The sequence below is a fragment of the Marinomonas aquimarina genome, assembly GCF_900089755.1.
Taxonomy (GTDB): domain Bacteria; phylum Pseudomonadota; class Gammaproteobacteria; order Pseudomonadales; family Marinomonadaceae; genus Marinomonas; species Marinomonas aquimarina.
In genome coordinates this window covers 59,702-78,045 of the sequence record NZ_FLOC01000015.1, presented here as the reverse complement: position 1 = coordinate 78,045, position 18,344 = coordinate 59,702, and the positions used below count along the sequence as shown (strand labels likewise).

Here is an 18,344-nt window from a genome sequence, read left to right as displayed (position 1 = left end):
CACTATGAGCAGCACTTTTTACATCCCAGCCGTTAACATTATGGGAGAAAACGCCCTATCGGATGCCATGCAACAAATTCAAAGCCTTGGTTTCAAGCAAGCTTTGATTGTGACTGATGCTGGTATGACCGAGCTAGGCATGACGGCAGATATCAAAGCTCAGCTTCAAGAATACGGCGTAAGCAGCTTGGTGTACGATGGCGTAAAACCAAACCCGACTGTTGATAATGTTAACGCCGGCCTAGACGTACTGCACACACACCAATGTGATTGTGTGGTTTCGCTTGGCGGCGGCTCGGCCCACGATTGCGCAAAAGGCATCGCCTTGGTGGCGACAAATGGTGGCCATATCAGCGATTATGAAGGGGTTGATGTGTCTAAAAAGGCACAATTGCCGTTGATTGCCATTAATACCACAGCGGGCACCGCCTCAGAAATGACACGCTTCTGTATCATTACTGACCAAGACCGTCATATTAAAATGGCCATTGTCGATCAGAACACAACGCCTATTCTATCAGTCAATGACCCTAAACTCATGGCGGGCATGCCGCCGGCCCTGACCGCAGCAACAGGCATGGATGCTCTGACTCACGCCGTGGAAGCTTACGTGTCCACAGCAGCAACCCCCATCACAGATGCCTGCGCCATCAAAGCGATTGAACTGATTCGCGACACCCTTTACGAAGCCACACACAATGGTGCCAACATGGAAGCCCGCGAGCAAATGGCCTATGCGCAATTCCTTGCAGGTATGGCGTTTAACAATGCATCCCTAGGTTACGTTCACGCGATGGCGCACCAACTGGGCGGCCTTTACGACCTGCCACACGGTGTCTGCAATGCTTTATTGCTCCCTCACGTACAAAGCTATAACGCTCAAGTGGCCGCACCACGCTTAAAAGACGTTGCTAAAGCACTGGGCGTGGAAGTACAAGGCCTCTCTGATCAGCAGGGCGCCCAAGCGGCCATCAGTGCCATTATGGAGCTGTCTCAGAGCGTTGATATTCCGACTGGCTTGAATGAGCTGGGTGTTAAAGAAAGCGATTTTGATACCTTGGCGACCAATGCAATGAAAGACGCCTGTGGTTTAACCAACCCAATTCAGCCGACTCATGAAGACGTTGTCGCCATCTTTAAAGCAGCGTTCTAATAATAGCCACCCATTGTGAGAGACAAAAAAGGGGTAAGCACTCAGTGCTTACCCCTTTTCATTGCTTACCTATTGTGCACTTTGACGCTACAACTATTTGTTTTCACCATGATGGACCATATCTTCCACCACTTCCTGCTCTTCATGCAGATCATTGATTTGATCCGCCTGTGGCAAGATTAGATTTAAGAAGATGGCAACCAAGCCACACAAGCTCACACCTTGAAGATGCCAATCAGACGAGCCAAGAGTCATACCGCCAATACCAAAGACGAGGGTGACCGCCACAATCACAAGATTACGTTGTGCCCCTAGGTCAACACGAGATTTGATGAGGATATTCATGCCCACACCGGCAATCGAGCCAAACAGCAGAATCATAATACCGCCCATCACAGGCGTTGGGATGGTTTGCAGCATAGAGCCAAATTTGCCGATAAATGCCAACGCGATAGCAAACACCGCCGCCCAAGTCATGACTACTGGGTTAAAGGCTTTGGTCAGCATCACCGCACCGGTTACCTCGGAATACGTGGTGTTTGGTGGACCACCAAACAGAGACGCGGCGGAGGTCGCCAAGCCATCACCTAATAAAGTACGGTGCAGACCAGGTTTTTGTACGTAATCTTTGCCCGTAATCGAGCCAATCGCTAGCACGTCACCAACGTGTTCAATCGCCGGAGCAATCGCCACTGGCAACATAAACAAAATCGCCGCGAGATGGAATTCCGGCATGATAAAGCCAGGCACTTGCAACCAACCGGTTTGCTGGACACTGGTGAAGTCAACAATGCCCATAAACAGAGACACTAGGTAGCCTACCACCACACCCGCAATGATAGGCACCAAACGAAATACGCCTTTGGCATAGGTCGCAACCAACAATGTGGTCAATAAGGCAGGCATGGAGACCATAATGGCATCAGCATAAGAGAACAATTGCGCCGAACCGTCTCCGGTTTTACCCAACGCCATATTCACTGCAACCGGTGCAAGCCCCAGACCAATCACCATAATGATAGGGCCTGTGACCACTGGGGGTAACAGACGGTGCAAAAAGCCTGGTCCACGAATGGCGACTAGAATCGACAGTAAGACATACACCATACCCGCACAGAACAGAGCGCCCATGGTCGCTGCTTGTCCCCAGGTTTCGACCGCAAAAATAATCGGGGCGATGAAGGCAAACGATGAGCCTAAGAACACAGGCATGGTGCGTTTAGTGCACAGTTGGAAAATTAACGTACCTAAGCCTGCGGTGAACAAAGCCACACTCGGGTTTAAGCCAGTAATCAGAGGAACCAAAACCAGAGCACCAAATGCTACAAACAGCATTTGCGCCCCAGCCAAGATCAGACGCCAGCCCGCAAGCATGTTGTCCTGTTGAGTCGAAGTTGGTGTTGTCATGTGAAGGGAACCAATCTTAGTTATAGGATGCTAAAGGTTATTTAGTGCCAAAAATCTTATCGCCGGCATCACCAAGACCCGGCACAATGTAGCCATGTTCGTTTAAGTGACTGTCGATAGATGCTGTGTAAATGTCCACATCAGGATGCGCTTCCTGCACTTTTTTGATGCCTTCTGGTGCAGCCACCAGCACCAATGCACGAATACTGTCACAGCCATTTTTCTTTAGCAGGTCAATGGTTGCAATCAAAGATCCGCCCGTTGCCAGCATCGGATCGACAACCAACGACATACGCTGATCAATATCGCTCGCCAGCTTATCAAAGTAAGACACAGGCTCTAGGGTTTCTTCGTCACGGTAGATACCTACTACACTAATACGCGCACTTGGGATCAGCTCTAATACGCCATCTAGCATGCCCAAACCAGCACGCAAAATCGGTACCACGGTGATCTTTTTACCGCTAATACGCTGACATGTGGTTGGTCCGCACCAACCGTCTTGCTCGTAATCTTCTAACTCAAGATCTTTGGTTGCTTCATAAGTCAGTAGGTTGCCCACTTCTGACGCTAACAAACGAAAACCACGCGTACTCATGGTTTGATTACGCATTAAGCCAATTTTATGTTGGACTAGGGGGTGGCGAATTTCATAAACGCTCATGGAAAACCTCTTTTTCGCTGTGATCCTGACTAAATGGTCATTTTCGCACATTCGCCCGCCAGAGGCGATATGGATTGGCCCAGATTTTGCGTAAAAGCAATGAAAGAACCTATGAAAGAACTATGCCAAATAAAAAAGGCGCTTGGGTTACAAGCGCCTTTTCCATCTCACCGAGAACTAGTGCTGCATAAAGCCAAAGTTACCATCCATCATATGACCATCTGTCCCCTTCGCTTTCCAGTGCACTTGATAAGTGTCTGGTTTAAGCTTTGGCAGAGTCACCATAAACTCATGCATGGCATCGCCCCCACGTTTGTATTTAATCGCCACCGGCTTTCCATCTGAGCCAATTAGCTTCACATTCATTACACGCATTGGCTCAGTGAAGTGCATTTTTAAATGCTCAACGGGTTCCATCATCATGGCACCATCAGCTGGGTAAGTGGAATGCATCATTTCATGCATGGCCCCACCATTCATGGCTGGATCAGGCATATTGCTGTGATCCATATCGCTATTGCCCATACCACCACTGCCCATTTCGGCATGGTTCATACCAGTCTGCTGCTTATCGCCACCACCCATTTGCGAGTGATTCATACCATTTGAATTGTCTGCCATGGTACCGGCTGATACGGCAATGGCCACCGCCGCTAAGGTAAGTTTCATTGCTTTCATAATGACTTCTCCTATTGAAGTTCACTTAAATTCAAAGTGGACGCAGACAACCGCCACGTCCGGTTGTCTGATCACACTTTGGCAAGCTCAAAGCGTTTCCATAAATAGTACACCGCCGGCAGCACCACGAGGGTAAGCACCACCGCACTGATCATGCCGCCCACCATAGGCGCGGCAATACGACTCATCACTTCAGAGCCTGTGCCCGTAGCAAACAAGATCGGCAGCAAGCCGATAATGATGGAGGCAGAGGTCATCATCACCGGACGCACCCGCAATCCCGCACCATGTAAGACTGCTTGCTGCAATCGCTGCTGGCGTAGCTCTTGACTTAGATTCGCGGCATCTTGCTTTAAGGTTTGCCACTCTTGGTTGAGATAGACCAACATAATGACACCTATTTCCACCGCCACACCGGCCAAGGCAATAAAGCCAACCCCCACCGCAACAGAGAAATTAAAGTCCAACAAATACATCAGCCAAACACTACCAACCATGGCAAATGGCAAGGTGCCCATGATGATGGCGACCTCCATGGCGGAGCGAAAGTTTAGGTACAGCAGTACCAAGATGATGGCGATAGTGAGTGGCACCACATAGGTCAGCTTCTCTTTAGCGCGCTCCATATACTCGTATTGACCTGACCAATTCAAGGAATAGCCCGCCGGCAAATCCACTTCATCCGCTACCACTTGTTTGGCGTGCGCCACATAACGCCCCAAGTCCATGCCGTCGATGTCAACAAAGGTCCAACCGTTGAGGCGGGCGTTTTCACTCTTAATCCCTGGTGGGCCGTCTTCCAGATAGACCTTGGCCACATCCCCCAATGCGATACGTTGCCCGCTTGGCGTGACGATTGGCAACAAAGACAATTGCTCAGGTGAATCACGATAGGACTGCGGGTAACGGATATTAATCGGGTAACGCTCTAAACCTTCTACCGTGGTGGAAACATTCATACCACCGACCACCGAGGCCACCAAAAGCTGAACGTCTTGGATATTCAGGCCATAACGCGCCGCCTTAGCCCTCTGGATATCAACCTTGATATAACGGCCTCCGGCCACACGCTCAGAGTACACCGAGGCGGTACCTTCCACCTGACTCAACACCTGCTCCAGCTGTTGACCAATGTCTTGAATCACAGCTAAATCCGGCCCCGCCACCTTGATGCCCACAGGGGTTTTAATCCCGGTTGCCAGCATGTCGATACGGGTTTTGATTGGCATCACCCAGGCATTGGTAATCCCCGGAATATGCACTAACTTATCCAGCTCTTGCTTCAAAGATTCTGTGGTCATGCCCTCACGCCATTCAGAACGTGGTTTAAGCTGAATAAAGGTTTCGATCATGGTCAGCGGCGCTGGGTCGGTGGCGGTTTCCGCGCGCCCCACTTTACCAAACACGGTTGCAACCTCGGGTACCGTCGCGATCAACTTATTGGTCTGTTGCAGGGTTTGTCGCGCCTGTCCAATGGAGATCCCTGGATAGGCCGTTGGCATGTACATCAAATCCCCTTCATCCAAGTTGGGAATAAACTCACTGCCTAGCTTATCCACTGGCCACATGCCGATGGCAAACACTACAACCGCCAGCACAATGGTAGCCTTGGGATACAACAGCGCTTTTTTCAGCACAGGTAAATACATGGCCGTCAGGGCACGGTTAATGGGGTTTTTATGCTCAGGTAACACTTTGCCACGCACAAAGTAGCCCATTAGCACCGGCACCAGGGTAATCGCCAGAGCCGCCGAGGCAGCCATGGCGTAGGTTTTAGTGTACGCCAAAGGACCGAACATGCGCCCTTCTTGGGATTCCAAGGTAAACACGGGCACAAAGCTGACGGTAATGATCAGCAAACTGAAGAACAACGCAGGACCCACTTCCGAGGCCGCTTTCGCGACAACCTGCCAACGGTTTTCCGGCGTGAGCGGCGTTTTCTCCATATGTTTATGCAGGTTCTCGATCATCACGATCGCACCATCAATCATGGCACCGATGGCAATCGCAATACCGCCCAACGACATGATGTTGGCGTTGATACCTTGCCAGTGCATAACAACAAAAGCCGCCAGAATCCCCACGGGCAAACTGATAATCGCTACCAAGGATGAGCGCACATGGAACAGGAACACCACACACACTAGTGCGACAACGATAAATTCTTCGATCAACTTCGACCAAAGATTCTCTACCGCACGGTCAATCAAGCCCGAACGATCGTAGACAGTGACCACTTCGACGCCTTCCGGTAGGCTCTTTTTCAAGGTTTCCAGCTTGGCTTTGACACCATTGATGGTTTGCTGCGCATTCTCACCGAAACGCATCACCACGACTCCACCAACCGCTTCACCCTCACCATTTAACTCGGCAACACCACGACGCATTTGTGGCCCCACCACCACGTCTGCAACGTCTTTAAGTAAGATCGGCACACCACGATCATTGGCACCTAATGGAATGGTCTCGAGATCCTCGACACCTTGGATATAGCCAGTCGTGCGCACCATATACTCGGCTTCGGCCATCTCAATCACCGAGGCTCCCACCTCTTGGTTACCACGCTCAATCGCGATTTTGATCAGGCTCAACGGCATATTAAAGGCGCGCAGCTTCTCAGGGTTTACCTGCACTTGATACTGCTTCACCATACCGCCAATCGGTGCCACTTCGGACACGCCAGGCACGGTCTGAAGCTCATATTTAAGGAACCAGTCCTGCAACGAACGCAATTCACTCAAGTCATGCTGACCAGTACGGTCCACTAGGGCATACAAATACACCCAACCCACACCCGTCGCATCAGGACCTAATTGTGGGCGCGCATTGCTCGGCAAGGACGGCGCTACCTGACTTAAATACTCCAGTACACGGCTACGCGCCCAATACATATCGGTATCTTCGTCGAAAATCACATATACATAAGAGTCACCAAAGAATGAAAAACCACGTACGGTTTGCGCCCCCGGCACCGACAACATGGCCGTAGTCAGCGGGTAAGTCACCTGATCTTCGACTACTTGCGGTGCTTGCCCAGAGTAACTGGTTTTAACAATCACCTGCACATCAGATAAATCAGGGATAGCATCCACCGGTGTATTTTTCACCGAGTACAAACCTAGCCCTACGAGCATCAAACTGGCCAACAACACCATAAAGCGGTTATGGATCGACCAATGAATAATGGCATTAATCATAAGCCCTCCTTATTGGCCATCTGAGCTTAGGAAGTCACTCACTACATATCGCGTACTGCTTTCACGGATAACTTCAAGCTGTAGCGGTGTATTCAGTGGTAACGCCTCTAAGTCAAGCCACTCAGCAGCATGGAAATCCATGGTCATCTCAGGCCAATTCCACTCTGGAATCGCGGCGTGATTCACATTTAATTTGCCATTGGATAGATCAATGCTATTCACGCTGGCATTGACCCAAACATTTTCTGGTGGCGTTTGTTGTTCGGCAGAACTCATGTCCATCTCGGGCATATTCTCTTGTGCCGCCATGCGTTTAAAGTCTGAGGTTTTGCTCGATTCAGAGTCCAATAGGAATTGCGCCGACGTAACGACACGATCACCGGCCTGCAGGCCTGCTAGAATTTCCGCTTGCTCATCGGAAAAGGCGCCTACTTGCACCTCCACCGATTTAAAGCGCCCTTCGCCCAGTGCCAACACTACTCGGTTTTGTTTGGCCCCACGAATGACGGCCTCTTTTGGCACCAATAACGTTTGTGTGTCGCGACTTGCATTGATATCAATGTGGGCAAACATCTTAGGTTTTAGACGCCCATCTGGGTTCGCCAAACGTACTCGCACTTTTAAAGTTCGAGTGTTGGCATCCAACGTTGGGTAGATAAAATCCACCGTGCTTTGAAAGCGCTGCCCTGGAAGAAAGTCCAACTCCGCAGTCACCGATTGACCCACTTTGACCCAGCTTGCTTGACGTTCAAATACTTCGGCCTCTAGCCAAAGCTCGGATAGATCCGCAATCGACATCAGCGTTTTCGCCGGCGTCACATAAAAGCCATCCTGAATCGACAGGTTATCGACTACGCCGCTACGTGGCGCGTAAAAACGCACGGTTTGGGATACTTGGCGGGTTTTCTTGAGTCGATCAATAAAGCTTTGCGGCACCTGCAGGGCCTGCAGACGCTCTTCAGCAGCTTTGATCATGCGTGAATCTTTGCGCCCTAGGGCAAAGACGAATTCTTCTTGCGCATTGACCAAGGTGGGGGAATACAAATCAAACAAGGGCGCACCTTGCTCCACTTGGTCACCATTGGTCTTAATAAAGCTCTTTTCGATCCAGCCATCCACACGCGGATGCACATGCACGACTTGCTCTTCGTTATAGCCTAAGTAACCCACGGTACGGATGTGGGTGCTTAACTGACCTTGTTCAGCAAGCCCGGTGCGTACCCCTAAATTGTTGACCACTTCGGGGGCAATGCTGATGGTGCCAGCCCCCATTTGCTCACCTCCTTCATCACCGTAAAAGGGGATCAAATCCATGCCCATGGGCGATTTTCCTGGCCCATCGCGACGATAATTGGGATCCATCGGTGCCACCCAGTAAAGCGGCTCTTTTTCACCTGATGCGGCGACACCATTGTCTTGGCTGGCACCGGAATTTGGCAGCAAGCCAAGCTCCAAAGCCCCGTAGGTTAATACCCCACCCAGCACTAATGTGCCGACATAGCCTAATGCTTTCATAATTGCTCTCCTTTACTGCTGGGTGCTTGATGTCGTGTAATGAGGTAGTTCAGCTCGGCGGCTTGTTTACTTTGCTCGACTTGAATACCAAGCAGTTCAACTTGTGCATTGAGCTCTGCGATACGTGCTTGGACGATATCAACAAAGCGACCATCATCGCGGGTATAGGCATTCAACGCCGCTTCGCTACTGGCGTGGTATTTGGGTAATAGCTCGGTCTGGTAGAGGGCTTCACGCTTTTTCAACTGCGTCCAGTTACCCATCACCGCTTGATAGCGTGACAGCAATTCATTCAACAAAAGCTCTCGATCTGAAGCTAAGGCTTCAGCCTGCAAACGCGCGGCGGACACTTCCGCATCCTGACGGCTAGTCGAGAAAATCGGCATGCTGACACTGACGGCTAACGACGCTAAATCCGCACGATCACTACCGTTTGGCGTGTCACCACGATAGCCATATCCCAAGGTCACTCCCCATTGCGGCTTGTATTTTTGCTCAGCAAGAGATTGATCCAAGTGCGCACCATCGGTGCGCATATCGATCAGTTTGACTAACGGGTGATGACTCAGTGAGACAGCAATCTGTTCATGGCTCAAGCTGTCATTGATGCTTAGCTTTGCCAGTGCTTGGTCACGGCGAGCTACACTCAGTTGCTCGCCCAGTTGCTGTGGCAAATATTGCTTAAGCTGGTTCAAAGCGTTATCGCGGGCCTGAGTCAGTTCGATCAGTCTCTGGTCCAACTTGCTTAGCTCAAGCTCAGCTCGCAGCAAGTCTTGCTGCCTTGCCGATCCATAGGAGGCGCGGTAATTACTGGCCACGGCATCATTTAACTGTTCGAACAAGGGTTTGCTTTGGGACACAATTTGCAGCGCTTGTTGATAGTAATAAGCGCTCAACCAAAGACGTGTGACATCTTTTTCAAGCAAAGCAACGCGGTTGGCACGCTGCCACTTGGCTTGCTCTACTTTGACCAACTGCTGATCGCTGCCGATTTGTAAGCTATCGCCCACCGGAAACATCTGCGTCACCTGCACACTCAGCTGTGTCATGGCTTCTTGCTCGAAATCAAAAGTGTCCGTCGGCATATTCAATACGCCAACAGAGATTTTGGGATCCGGTAACGCCAATGCACCTTGACTTAGAGCGATGGCAGACTGTTGTTGTTTACTATTAGCAGCAAGCCAAGCGTCTTGCTTAAGTGCTTGTGTCACAGTTTGGGAAAGCGTCAATGATTCAGCGTAAGCAGAGCTAGCCAACGCTAAAAGACCTAGTGCCCCACAGGCACGAAGCATAGGAATACGAATGTGGAACATATTGTTTGCTCATAAAATCTATTCAAACAGAAACCACTAAAGCTCGCGCTTTAATGCGTTACATAGGGAATAAACTTTTAGGCAATCGGTGGGATATACGGCATGTTTGGCTCACCACTTAATGTCATTGGTGAGCTAAATTCACTTTGCTCAACATGATGAGCAACGGAGATAAAATCGAAAGGCGTGGCTAAAACAGGCAAGGTACTGCAGTGCGCCTGAGTACAGCCCTGATGGTCATGACCACCGTCATCGCTGACTTTGCAGTTCGAAGCAGCCGTATCGGAGTGACAATGCTGATGCTCTTGAGTATCGACATGCACCATTGGCATGGCGTCCATAGTAGAACCATCAGGCAACATAGAAAGTGTCATTTTTAACGATGCAAGACTGGAAAATACCAACGCCACAAGCAATAGCAGCAGGCACAGATAGCCCTGCTTGGTACTCACTTGATTAGATGGCTGCATTTGTCGCATCGGCTTGAAGATCACGTTCACTGTAAATTTCAGTCAACGTTAATAAAGATGTGTAGTGAAATCAAACACTTTTATACTCCATGCTAATTATTTATCGCTTCTCTCTTAGCCATAGTTCACTTTTATACAATAGGACAAACATTGAAAAGGATTGGGCAAACTGATCACTCTGCTCAAAACTTATACTAACGCCAATTGGGCAGGCTGCCTCCCTTCCCTTCCTATAATGGATGTCTAAGAGTTAATTATTTATGAGTACTTCCCAAGCGGCTTTTGAGCAAGCTGAATCCAGCCCTGCTTCTTCTAACTGGTGGGCTATTTTAGCCATGATGCTCGGTGTTGCGGCACTGATTTCCGCTGAGCTATTACCTGTCAGCTTACTCACCCAAATGGCCCAAGAATTGAATATTTCCATGGGCATTGCAGGTCAGATGATCTCAACCACCGCCGCTGTGGCCATGCTATCGGGTTTGATCCTGCCGTCCCTATTGATCAAGGTGGATCGACGTCATCTCATTCTCAGCTTTAGCCTGCTACTGATCATCTCTTGCTTCGTCACCGCCCAGGCGCAGACTTTTTGGACACTGTTGTGCGCCCGAGTGTTATTAGGCATTGCCGTCGGTGGCTTCTGGGCCATTCTTGCGGCCGTTACCATGAAGTTGGTGCCTGCTGAGCGCGTCGGTCCGGCGTTTTCCTTTATTTTCTCTGGTGTGTCCTTGGCATTGGTCGCGGCAGCGCCACTTGGTAGCTACTTTGGTGAACAAGTAGGCTGGCGCGTGGTGTTTGTGGCCGTAGGCGTGATCTCAATTGCTATTTTTGCACTCCAGCTGCTGACCGTGCCTTCGGTCAAAAGTCAGCGTGAAGCGCACCATGACGGCATCGCTAAAATCCTAAAACGCCCAGGCGTCGCCTTAGCCTTCATTGCCATGCTATTAAGCTTTACCGGCAACCAGATGCTGTACATCTATATGCGTCCTTATATGGAACTCTATCTGGGCTTTAACATCGAGCAGATCTCCATGTCGTGGGTCTTGTTTGGGGTGGCGAGTTTTGTTGGTGCAACCTTCGCGGGCTTTCTAGCACAAAAAGCACTGAAGCAAATTTTACTGGGGATGCCTTTCACCATGGTCATCGTGGCTTTTGCCCTGCTGTTAGGGCAAAGCATACATCCGCTGGCCTACTTCTTGATCGCTTGCTGGGGCTTCTTTGGCGCGGTATTGCCCATTATCTGGTCTACTTGGATTACCAAAGCCTTGCCCGATGCCGCCGAAGCAGCAGGTGGTTTGTATTCCGCCGCACTGCAAGTGGCGGCGATTATTGGCGCAGCTTTAAGCGGTACCTTTATTGATCAGTTCGGTGTCAGCAGCAATATGCCATTAACTGGCGCAGTGATGATGGTCACGCTTGTCCTGACCCTTGCCTCATTACAAAAAAAGCGCATTGAATAATGCGCTTTTGAGCGAAGTTCGAAGCCTTGCTTAATGCACTTCCACCATGTGCTTTCTACACAAATGTGGTGCCCATAACTGCATCGCTTCGAGCATGCTCTCTTTGCCATAACCTAGCAGTTTAGACGCTTCTAAAATGTCTAGGTACTGAGTCTCTGATTCATGCTTTGCTGTCTGTCCAGACACACGCAACAAATCCGCTTTATTGAAGTAGCGTCCTTCTTGTAACTCTGCTACTCGAATATCGCTTCCTGCAAACACTTCTAAATGAATAGACATGATTAACCTCCTGTGCAAAACCTCAATTAGTTGGCAGGAGCAGTTATAACGCAGTGATTATGCCATTATGTTACAGCTGTCTATTATTTGACCTATCTTAAGGCTTTGGTTCATGTACCAGAACTTGGCATAAAAACTACTTACACCTTTAAGCTCACCTTAAGTTTTAGCGGCCAAACTTCGTTTTCCTTTCTGTATATGTTCAGCCTGCAAAAGGCTCTTGCTTTCAGTGAGAGCCTTTTTATTTGCACAATGTACAAAGATTACACTATTTGAATATTCGGATTTACGCCGCTTTGCCATAGTTATTACACCTTATTAACAATGATAATAATGAAGGCTGTAAAGTATGATGAAAACTAAGGTAGCGTTAGCTGTATTAGCAGCAGGTCTTTCTACGCAAATGTTTGCCGTGGACTTAGGCGAGTTCAACGGCACTAAGTTTAGTGTTGGAGGCTACTTAAAGGCAGAGACAGTATTTGACCAACCTGATGCAGGTGAAAACACTGTAGAAGGTAGCGTACGTCAATCTCGTTTTAACCTAAGCACATCTAGCATGGTAGATGGTCACAAAGTTCGCGGCTTCATTGAAGGCGACTTCTGGGACAACAACACGGCTACAGACAGTAGCTACGCTTGGCGTCTACGTCATGCCTACATCAATATTGACAACCTAACCGTTGGTCAGACATGGAACGGGCAATTCTTTGCTAACGCTCCATTCGATACTGAAATCATGAATTTCTGGGGTCTAGGCATCGGTACCATCGCGGGTAACGGCGCGCCAATTCGCCCAGACCTAGTGATCCATTACGTGAAAGATGGTTTGCGTCTAACCTTGCAAGATCCATTGTACAGCAATGCTGATACACCAGATGCGGTTGCTCAATACTCTTACCGTACCAATGGCCATGCATTCAACGTTGCAGTGACGGGCCGTGAAGTGGATACCACACCAGGCGTGACTTCAGATGATGAATCTGATTACGGTGTTGCTGTCTCGCTCGCGACCAAACTTAAGTTCGGCGACACCACCTTCAGCCTAAGTGGTTTCACGGGTGAAGGTGCGGCCATCTACGCTGGTTGGGGTTACAACGGTGCTCGCGGTCTTGACGCGCAAATGGAAGTAGATGCCAACGGCGACATGATCACCACCACTGGTTTCAGTGCCGGTATCGGTCATAAGTTCTCAGACAAGGTTCGTGCAAACCTGCGCTACGGCCAAGTTAAAGCAGACGAAACTAGCCTATCTGAAGACACATTGAAACAGACAGCGGTAAACATGATCTACACTTACATGCCTAACGTTGAGCTAGGTATTGAGCTACGTGATCAAAACGCTGGTAACCGTCCACCATCCTCAGCAGGCACATCAAAACGTCCTGCAGGTCAGCAGGTTGAACTGATGGCAATGTACAAGTTCTAACGTTCTGATTCACTTATTGCTGTAAGCGACTACAAAGAACCCAGGCTCCCCTTTGCCTGGGTTCTTTGCGTTTAAAGAACAAAAAAAATTTAACAAGCAATACTACGTAACGTCTGCGATGGCAACTCGCCAATATGATCACGATATTGAGCCGAAAAGCGCCCCAAGTTAGTGAAACCATATTTCATGGCAACCTCAGTCACATTACGAATACTGTCGTTTTGACTCAACTCCGAATGAACACTTTCAAGTTTTAAGCAACGCACATATGCAGAGGGCGTCATTCCCAACTCACGATCACACAGATTGTAAAGCGACTTGCGGCTGATGTGACAGATTTCCGCCAACTCATCGATGCTAATATCCTGTGTAATATGGCTAAGAACATGTTCGCGAATGCGTTCAATCAAGCGGTTCTGGCTTACTTGCACGCCATTGCCCTGACTAAGATTACAAGCAAAGGTACCAAAGATCGCATTGGCTAAGAGTTTGCTGTAATACATCAAACCACGATCACACAAACTCCCCTGTGGCTGCTGCAAAATATCATTCAACAAACTGATAAAGGAGCCAGACGTCGGCAGTGGTTGCTGCTCGAACTCAAACACAATCGACTCATTCGTTGTTCGATAACCAAATTCACGCGCCGTTTGCATCAAAAAATGCACCGGGATACGGATAATTAACTTACGGCAATCAGCGCTGTAATCGCTTACCAAAGGAGAGTTTGGTGACACGATTAGCGCATCCCCGGTTTTTAAATGGCGCGTCTTACCATGACATTGCACCAAGCTTTCGCCGCTAAGAATGACCTGTAGATGGTATATATCTGACATCATTGGCGTTTGCATCTGCACTTCACAGCCAAAGCTGTGTTCTGAGATGGACAGATCACCAAAGCTTTTAAATTTAATTCCAGCCGATGAACAGTAGGATGATTTCTGGATCAGCTCGTGCTCTCCAAAGCACTTACTCATCAGAAAACTGGACACGGACTGAGCAGAAATGCCACTGGCCTCATGATCACAAGCAGTTAGACAAATTGTCATATCAACCCCCAACATATAATTATTGTTATGTAACCAAGGATAGAGAGTGATTCCCTTAGACACTTTGTTTATAGACTAAACAATCAGAGTCTAATGCTTGTTTTCCAAAGTAGGTCATCCAAATTTGTGAAACAACTATAAATTATTAGCATAGGCACTCTATATTAGCCCCTACTGAAGCGACTAGGAGCCTTTATAAAACCAACGTTTACGTGGCATTTTGCTATCCAATCGCTGCAGTTGGTATGCTAAAGCCAGCGTGATCGCGAACACCAAGGTAATGGCGACCATCACATTTACCCCTAGTTCCATCAACCATGTCAGCAAAAATAAAAATGGCACGTGAATTAAAAACAGCGCAAAAGACAAGTCACTCAGGAAGGCAATCGGCTGTTTCAGCCAGTTCGGTAAGCCATTTAGCACCGCCCATGAGGTCGTCCTAAGCTTAAGCGCTAGCCAAATACCTAGGCCAAACTCAAAAATTCGGCACAAAATAAACCAATCCCCAGGTCGACCAGGCATAAAGCCGTACAGGCGATAAGCCCAACTTTCGACATCGTCTAGCCAGTTGCTAGGAACAAAGGGCACACCATATTGACCCACATACCAACGGCTGAGCACACTTATCAGCAACAAGACCACTAAGGTTGGATTGGGCCAGCGACGCATACTAAAGGCCAGCAGAGGAAACACAGCATAGAGCGTAATAATTAAAGCAATAAACCAACTGGGCGGATTGTAAGGCCCGCCCCATAGGCCAAACCAAGCATAGAAACCGGTCAAACTGCCAAGCACATCGGTCACAAATCCATTAGGAAAAACCTGGCGCCACTCTCCTTCCATCATCAAGCCTTCCAGCAGATAAGCCACTATGACCACTGGGATTGACAGCCAATACAGAGGGTAGATACGCAGGATTTTTTTGCCCAGATAGCGAAAAAACGGAGTGTTTTTCGGCAAATCCGTTAAACCGGCTAAGACACCGGATAGCACCAAAAACATGCTGACGCCAACGCCCCCTAAACTCACATAGTAGAAGTTTTTGATACCAAAGAACTCGCCTGTCCAGTGGTCGAGCACTTGTCCGAAGTGCGCGACAAACACCAGACTGATGGCCATAATACGAAGTAAATCGAGCAATACTGAGCGCGCCATAAACCCTCCACTTGATGTATTTAATCAGTGGTTGTAACAGTTTATGGTTGCAGAAATATGAGTATTAAGGCGTTGCAGAAATATGAGTATTAAGGCGTTGCAGAGACAGTCATACGCTGTACGCCTTGACGGTACAATTGACGCGCCAGATGCTTAATTTCAAAGTCCATTGCAATCGCACGATGCCAGTCTTCTGGAATACCCGCCAAGCCATAAAATGCACCGGCGATCTGACCACAAATAGCCGCCGTGGTGTCAGCATCGTCCCCCAAGTTGGCGGCTAATAACACGGCCTCACGATAGTTTTTGCCTTGATAGAAACACCACAAGGCCGCGATCAAGGACTCGACCACAAACCCCGACCCCTTAATCTGATCGTATGCCAATGCGCTAAAGGACTTATCCAGCAGCGGTGCAAACTCTTCTCGATAGGGCCGTTTGCTTAAATCCGCAAAGATTTCGGATTTCGATTCAGCCTGAAAGGCACGCACCAGCAACTCAGCCAACAGCTTACAGGCATCAATGCACAAAGGTGAGCCATGAGTGGTGCGGGAACTCTCGCCTGCTAACTTAATACAGCTGGGTAAATCGTGGGCATAATACATCGCCACCGGAGCCAAACGCATAATGGATCCATTACCAGAGTAACTCTCATCTTCCTGACCACTAAATGGATCAAGGGTTTCTTCGTAATTCATCAAGGCGTTGGATACGGTCATGCCGATATCAAAACAGCTGCCATTACTGCTTAAATAGCCTTCCTGCTGCCAACGCAAATAGCGCGACATCTGATCTTGAGCGTCGAAGCCGTTTCGCTCCAACAAACTAAAACCCAAACACAAGGCCATCGAGGTATCGTCGGTCCACTCCCCTTTTGCCAAGCGAAATGGCCCACCGCCGGTCATATCAGTGATAGGGGAGAAACTACCCGGTACTTTAAACTCCAGTGTCGTGCCCAAGGCATCACCGCAGGCGAGTCCCACCAAAGCGCCGACCACACGGTCTTCCATAAATACTTGCTGCATAAGCTTCCCTCTTAACGATAAATTTAATTTATAGAAGGCAAACAAGGCCTGCCGAGCGTTATTAAAACATTACATTTAACACCCCATGAGCACCTTACATCGACTACTTTTAACAGTAACGTAACGCTTTAAACGGAACACATACTTAAAAACCTGACTATCTGGACTATATTTTTAATGATAAACAACGGATTTCAGACTATGGACAGTACTCAGATTAAACTCACACAAAAACGGCTCGCTCAGCTCATCGACGACACCCTATACCCACAGGGTAGTACTTGGACGCAAATCGCCATTTTGGTCAAATCAAACCCCAATATTGACTATTACACGCTATGCGAGATTGAAGAACAGATTGATAAGAAAGGCTTTGCAGCCTTGGTCGCAGTATTAAGACTTTCCATGCCACCCTATAACGTATTTGAAACCAGCTTTGAGCTGTTAGACGAGGACCAACAGCCCTTTTTCGTGAGCCTTGGGGAATATCAACAGTGTATTTTAAACGGTGGCATCACCGCCTCAAATGGTCAGTTTATTGACTCAGAAACCATCAACAAAGAGGCGGTGATACATTTGCAAGTCAAACGCTAGCAGCAGATAACGAAGACTCTATTGAAGAGGATGGGCTCCCAATTCACAGTGAAATAAAAAGCCCATTTTGCCCAGCGCTAGTCGTGAATTTTAACGCCTAAGCAGCCGCGCACGAAATCTGGATTGAAATGCTTGATGGTATCGCCAACATAACCCAAGTCCAGCGCGCTGATTTGTTCCATTTCTTGCTCCGTCAAAGCAAAATCCCAAATAGCATAGTTTTCCGCAATACGTTCAGGGTGCACCGATTTCGGGATCACAGTCACGCCACGCTGTACATTCCAGCGCAGTGCCACCTGAGCAATCGACTTCCCATGGGCCTCAGCAATCTGGCGCAGCGTTGCTTCAGTAAAAGGCTTATGACGACCACCACCTAGAGGCGCCCAAGCCTCTGGCTGAACATTGTAATGTTTCATCGTCGCCAACGCTTCGGTTTGTGCGTGGTAAGGGTGCAGCTCAATTTGGTTGACCATTGGCTTAATACGCACCGTCTCGCAGAAATTTGTCAGCACGTGGGCGTAGAAGTTCGACACACCAATGGCTTTTAACTTGCCCGCCTCATAAGCGGCTTCCATAGCACGCCAAGCACTAAAATAGTCTTTCATCGCTTGGTGCAACAGGTATAGATCGAAGTATTCAAGACCCGATTTTTCTAGGGATGCGTCGATACCCGCCTCAGCCGTCGCAAAATTTTCCATATCCTGCACCCAAAGCTTCGAGGTGATAAACAACTCTTCGCGCGTACACAGCCCCTCGGCGATGGCGTCACGAACCGCCTCACCCACAGCATCTTCATTACCATACACCGCAGCGGTATCAATCAGACGGTAGCCCGCACGAATCGCATTCAAGACAGAGTGCTTGCACTCCTCCTTGTCCGTCACCTGAAATACCCCAAAACCCGCCATCGGCATCTCAAGATTGTTGCTTAGTACTGCATATTCCACGTCTATTCCTCCATC

16 protein-coding genes are annotated in these 18,344 nt (G+C 48.8%); 4 read left to right on the top strand and 12 right to left on the bottom strand.

From position 1 onward, the window contains the following. Positions 1-4: 4 nt before the first annotated feature. Positions 5-1,153 carry an L-threonine dehydrogenase gene (gene yiaY / locus MAQ5080_RS12810; RefSeq protein WP_067211242.1) on the top strand — a complete coding sequence of 383 codons (1,149 nt, stop codon included), beginning with the start codon at positions 5-7 and terminating at the stop codon, positions 1,151-1,153. Between the two features lie 93 nt (positions 1,154-1,246). Here yiaY and MAQ5080_RS12805 read toward each other — a convergent pair whose 3' ends face one another. The 7 genes from MAQ5080_RS12805 to MAQ5080_RS12775 all read right to left on the bottom strand — a co-directional run bounded on the left by MAQ5080_RS12805 (position 1,247) and on the right by MAQ5080_RS12775 (position 10,397). Then, a complete protein-coding gene (locus MAQ5080_RS12805) occupies positions 1,247-2,560 on the bottom strand; it encodes a uracil-xanthine permease family protein (protein WP_067211245.1) in 1,314 nt (437 codons plus the stop codon). Between the two features lie 37 nt (positions 2,561-2,597). Then, the gene (gene upp / locus MAQ5080_RS12800; RefSeq protein ID WP_067211249.1) at positions 2,598-3,224 is read right to left on the bottom strand and encodes a uracil phosphoribosyltransferase; all 627 of its coding nucleotides are present in this window, start codon (positions 3,222-3,224) and stop codon (positions 2,598-2,600) included. 177 nt (positions 3,225-3,401) lie between these two features. Then, a complete protein-coding gene (locus tag MAQ5080_RS17605; protein WP_231870841.1) occupies positions 3,402-3,902 on the bottom strand; it encodes a copper resistance CopC family protein in 501 nt (166 codons plus the stop codon). A gap of 71 nt (positions 3,903-3,973) precedes the next feature. Next, the gene (locus MAQ5080_RS12790; protein ID WP_067211253.1) at positions 3,974-7,099 is read right to left on the bottom strand and encodes an efflux RND transporter permease subunit; all 3,126 of its coding nucleotides are present in this window, start codon (positions 7,097-7,099) and stop codon (positions 3,974-3,976) included. Between the two features lie 9 nt (positions 7,100-7,108). Then, positions 7,109-8,614 carry an efflux RND transporter periplasmic adaptor subunit gene (locus tag MAQ5080_RS12785; RefSeq protein WP_067211255.1) on the bottom strand — a complete coding sequence of 502 codons (1,506 nt, stop codon included), beginning with the start codon at positions 8,612-8,614 and terminating at the stop codon, positions 7,109-7,111. After that, entirely contained in the window at positions 8,611-9,927 is a 1,317-nt protein-coding gene (locus MAQ5080_RS12780; protein WP_082861108.1) for a TolC family protein, read from the bottom strand. Before MAQ5080_RS12780 ends, MAQ5080_RS12785 begins: the two co-directional genes overlap by 4 nt. Positions 9,928-10,004: 77 nt before the next feature. Beyond that, positions 10,005-10,397: a hypothetical protein gene (locus MAQ5080_RS12775; RefSeq protein WP_156496584.1), complete on the bottom strand. Its 393-nt coding sequence runs from the start codon at positions 10,395-10,397 to the stop codon at positions 10,005-10,007. A gap of 260 nt (positions 10,398-10,657) precedes the next feature. Here MAQ5080_RS12775 and MAQ5080_RS12770 point away from each other — a divergent pair, with 260 nt between their 5' ends. Then, complete coding sequence (locus MAQ5080_RS12770; RefSeq protein ID WP_067211264.1) at positions 10,658-11,854, top strand: MFS transporter; 1,197 nt, start codon at positions 10,658-10,660, stop codon at positions 11,852-11,854. A gap of 30 nt (positions 11,855-11,884) precedes the next feature. Here MAQ5080_RS12770 and MAQ5080_RS12765 read toward each other — a convergent pair whose 3' ends face one another. Then, the gene (locus MAQ5080_RS12765; protein WP_067211267.1) at positions 11,885-12,133 is read right to left on the bottom strand and encodes a hypothetical protein; all 249 of its coding nucleotides are present in this window, start codon (positions 12,131-12,133) and stop codon (positions 11,885-11,887) included. Between the two features lie 349 nt (positions 12,134-12,482). On the opposite strand from MAQ5080_RS12765, the gene MAQ5080_RS12760 reads away from it, so the two are divergent. Next, positions 12,483-13,559: a hypothetical protein gene (locus MAQ5080_RS12760; protein WP_067211270.1), complete on the top strand. Its 1,077-nt coding sequence runs from the start codon at positions 12,483-12,485 to the stop codon at positions 13,557-13,559. Between the two features lie 89 nt (positions 13,560-13,648). Here MAQ5080_RS12760 and MAQ5080_RS12755 read toward each other — a convergent pair whose 3' ends face one another. From MAQ5080_RS12755 to MAQ5080_RS12745, 3 genes are all read right to left on the bottom strand, one after another. Continuing rightward, positions 13,649-14,608, bottom strand: a complete 960-nt coding sequence (locus MAQ5080_RS12755; RefSeq protein WP_067211273.1) for an AraC family transcriptional regulator — start codon at positions 14,606-14,608, stop codon at positions 13,649-13,651. A gap of 183 nt (positions 14,609-14,791) precedes the next feature. Continuing rightward, entirely contained in the window at positions 14,792-15,763 is a 972-nt protein-coding gene (locus MAQ5080_RS12750) for an acyltransferase family protein (RefSeq protein WP_067211277.1), read from the bottom strand. 89 nt (positions 15,764-15,852) lie between these two features. Continuing rightward, entirely contained in the window at positions 15,853-16,788 is a 936-nt protein-coding gene (locus MAQ5080_RS12745) for an ADP-ribosylglycohydrolase family protein (protein WP_067211280.1), read from the bottom strand. Between the two features lie 201 nt (positions 16,789-16,989). Between MAQ5080_RS12745 and MAQ5080_RS12740 the strand changes: the two genes are divergently transcribed. Next, positions 16,990-17,382 carry a hypothetical protein gene (locus MAQ5080_RS12740; protein ID WP_067211283.1) on the top strand — a complete coding sequence of 131 codons (393 nt, stop codon included), beginning with the start codon at positions 16,990-16,992 and terminating at the stop codon, positions 17,380-17,382. Positions 17,383-17,459: 77 nt separating this feature from the next. Here the strand turns inward: MAQ5080_RS12740 and MAQ5080_RS12735 are convergent, their stop codons facing one another. Then, a complete protein-coding gene (locus tag MAQ5080_RS12735; protein ID WP_067211285.1) occupies positions 17,460-18,329 on the bottom strand; it encodes an aldo/keto reductase in 870 nt (289 codons plus the stop codon). Positions 18,330-18,344: the final 15 nt, after the last annotated feature.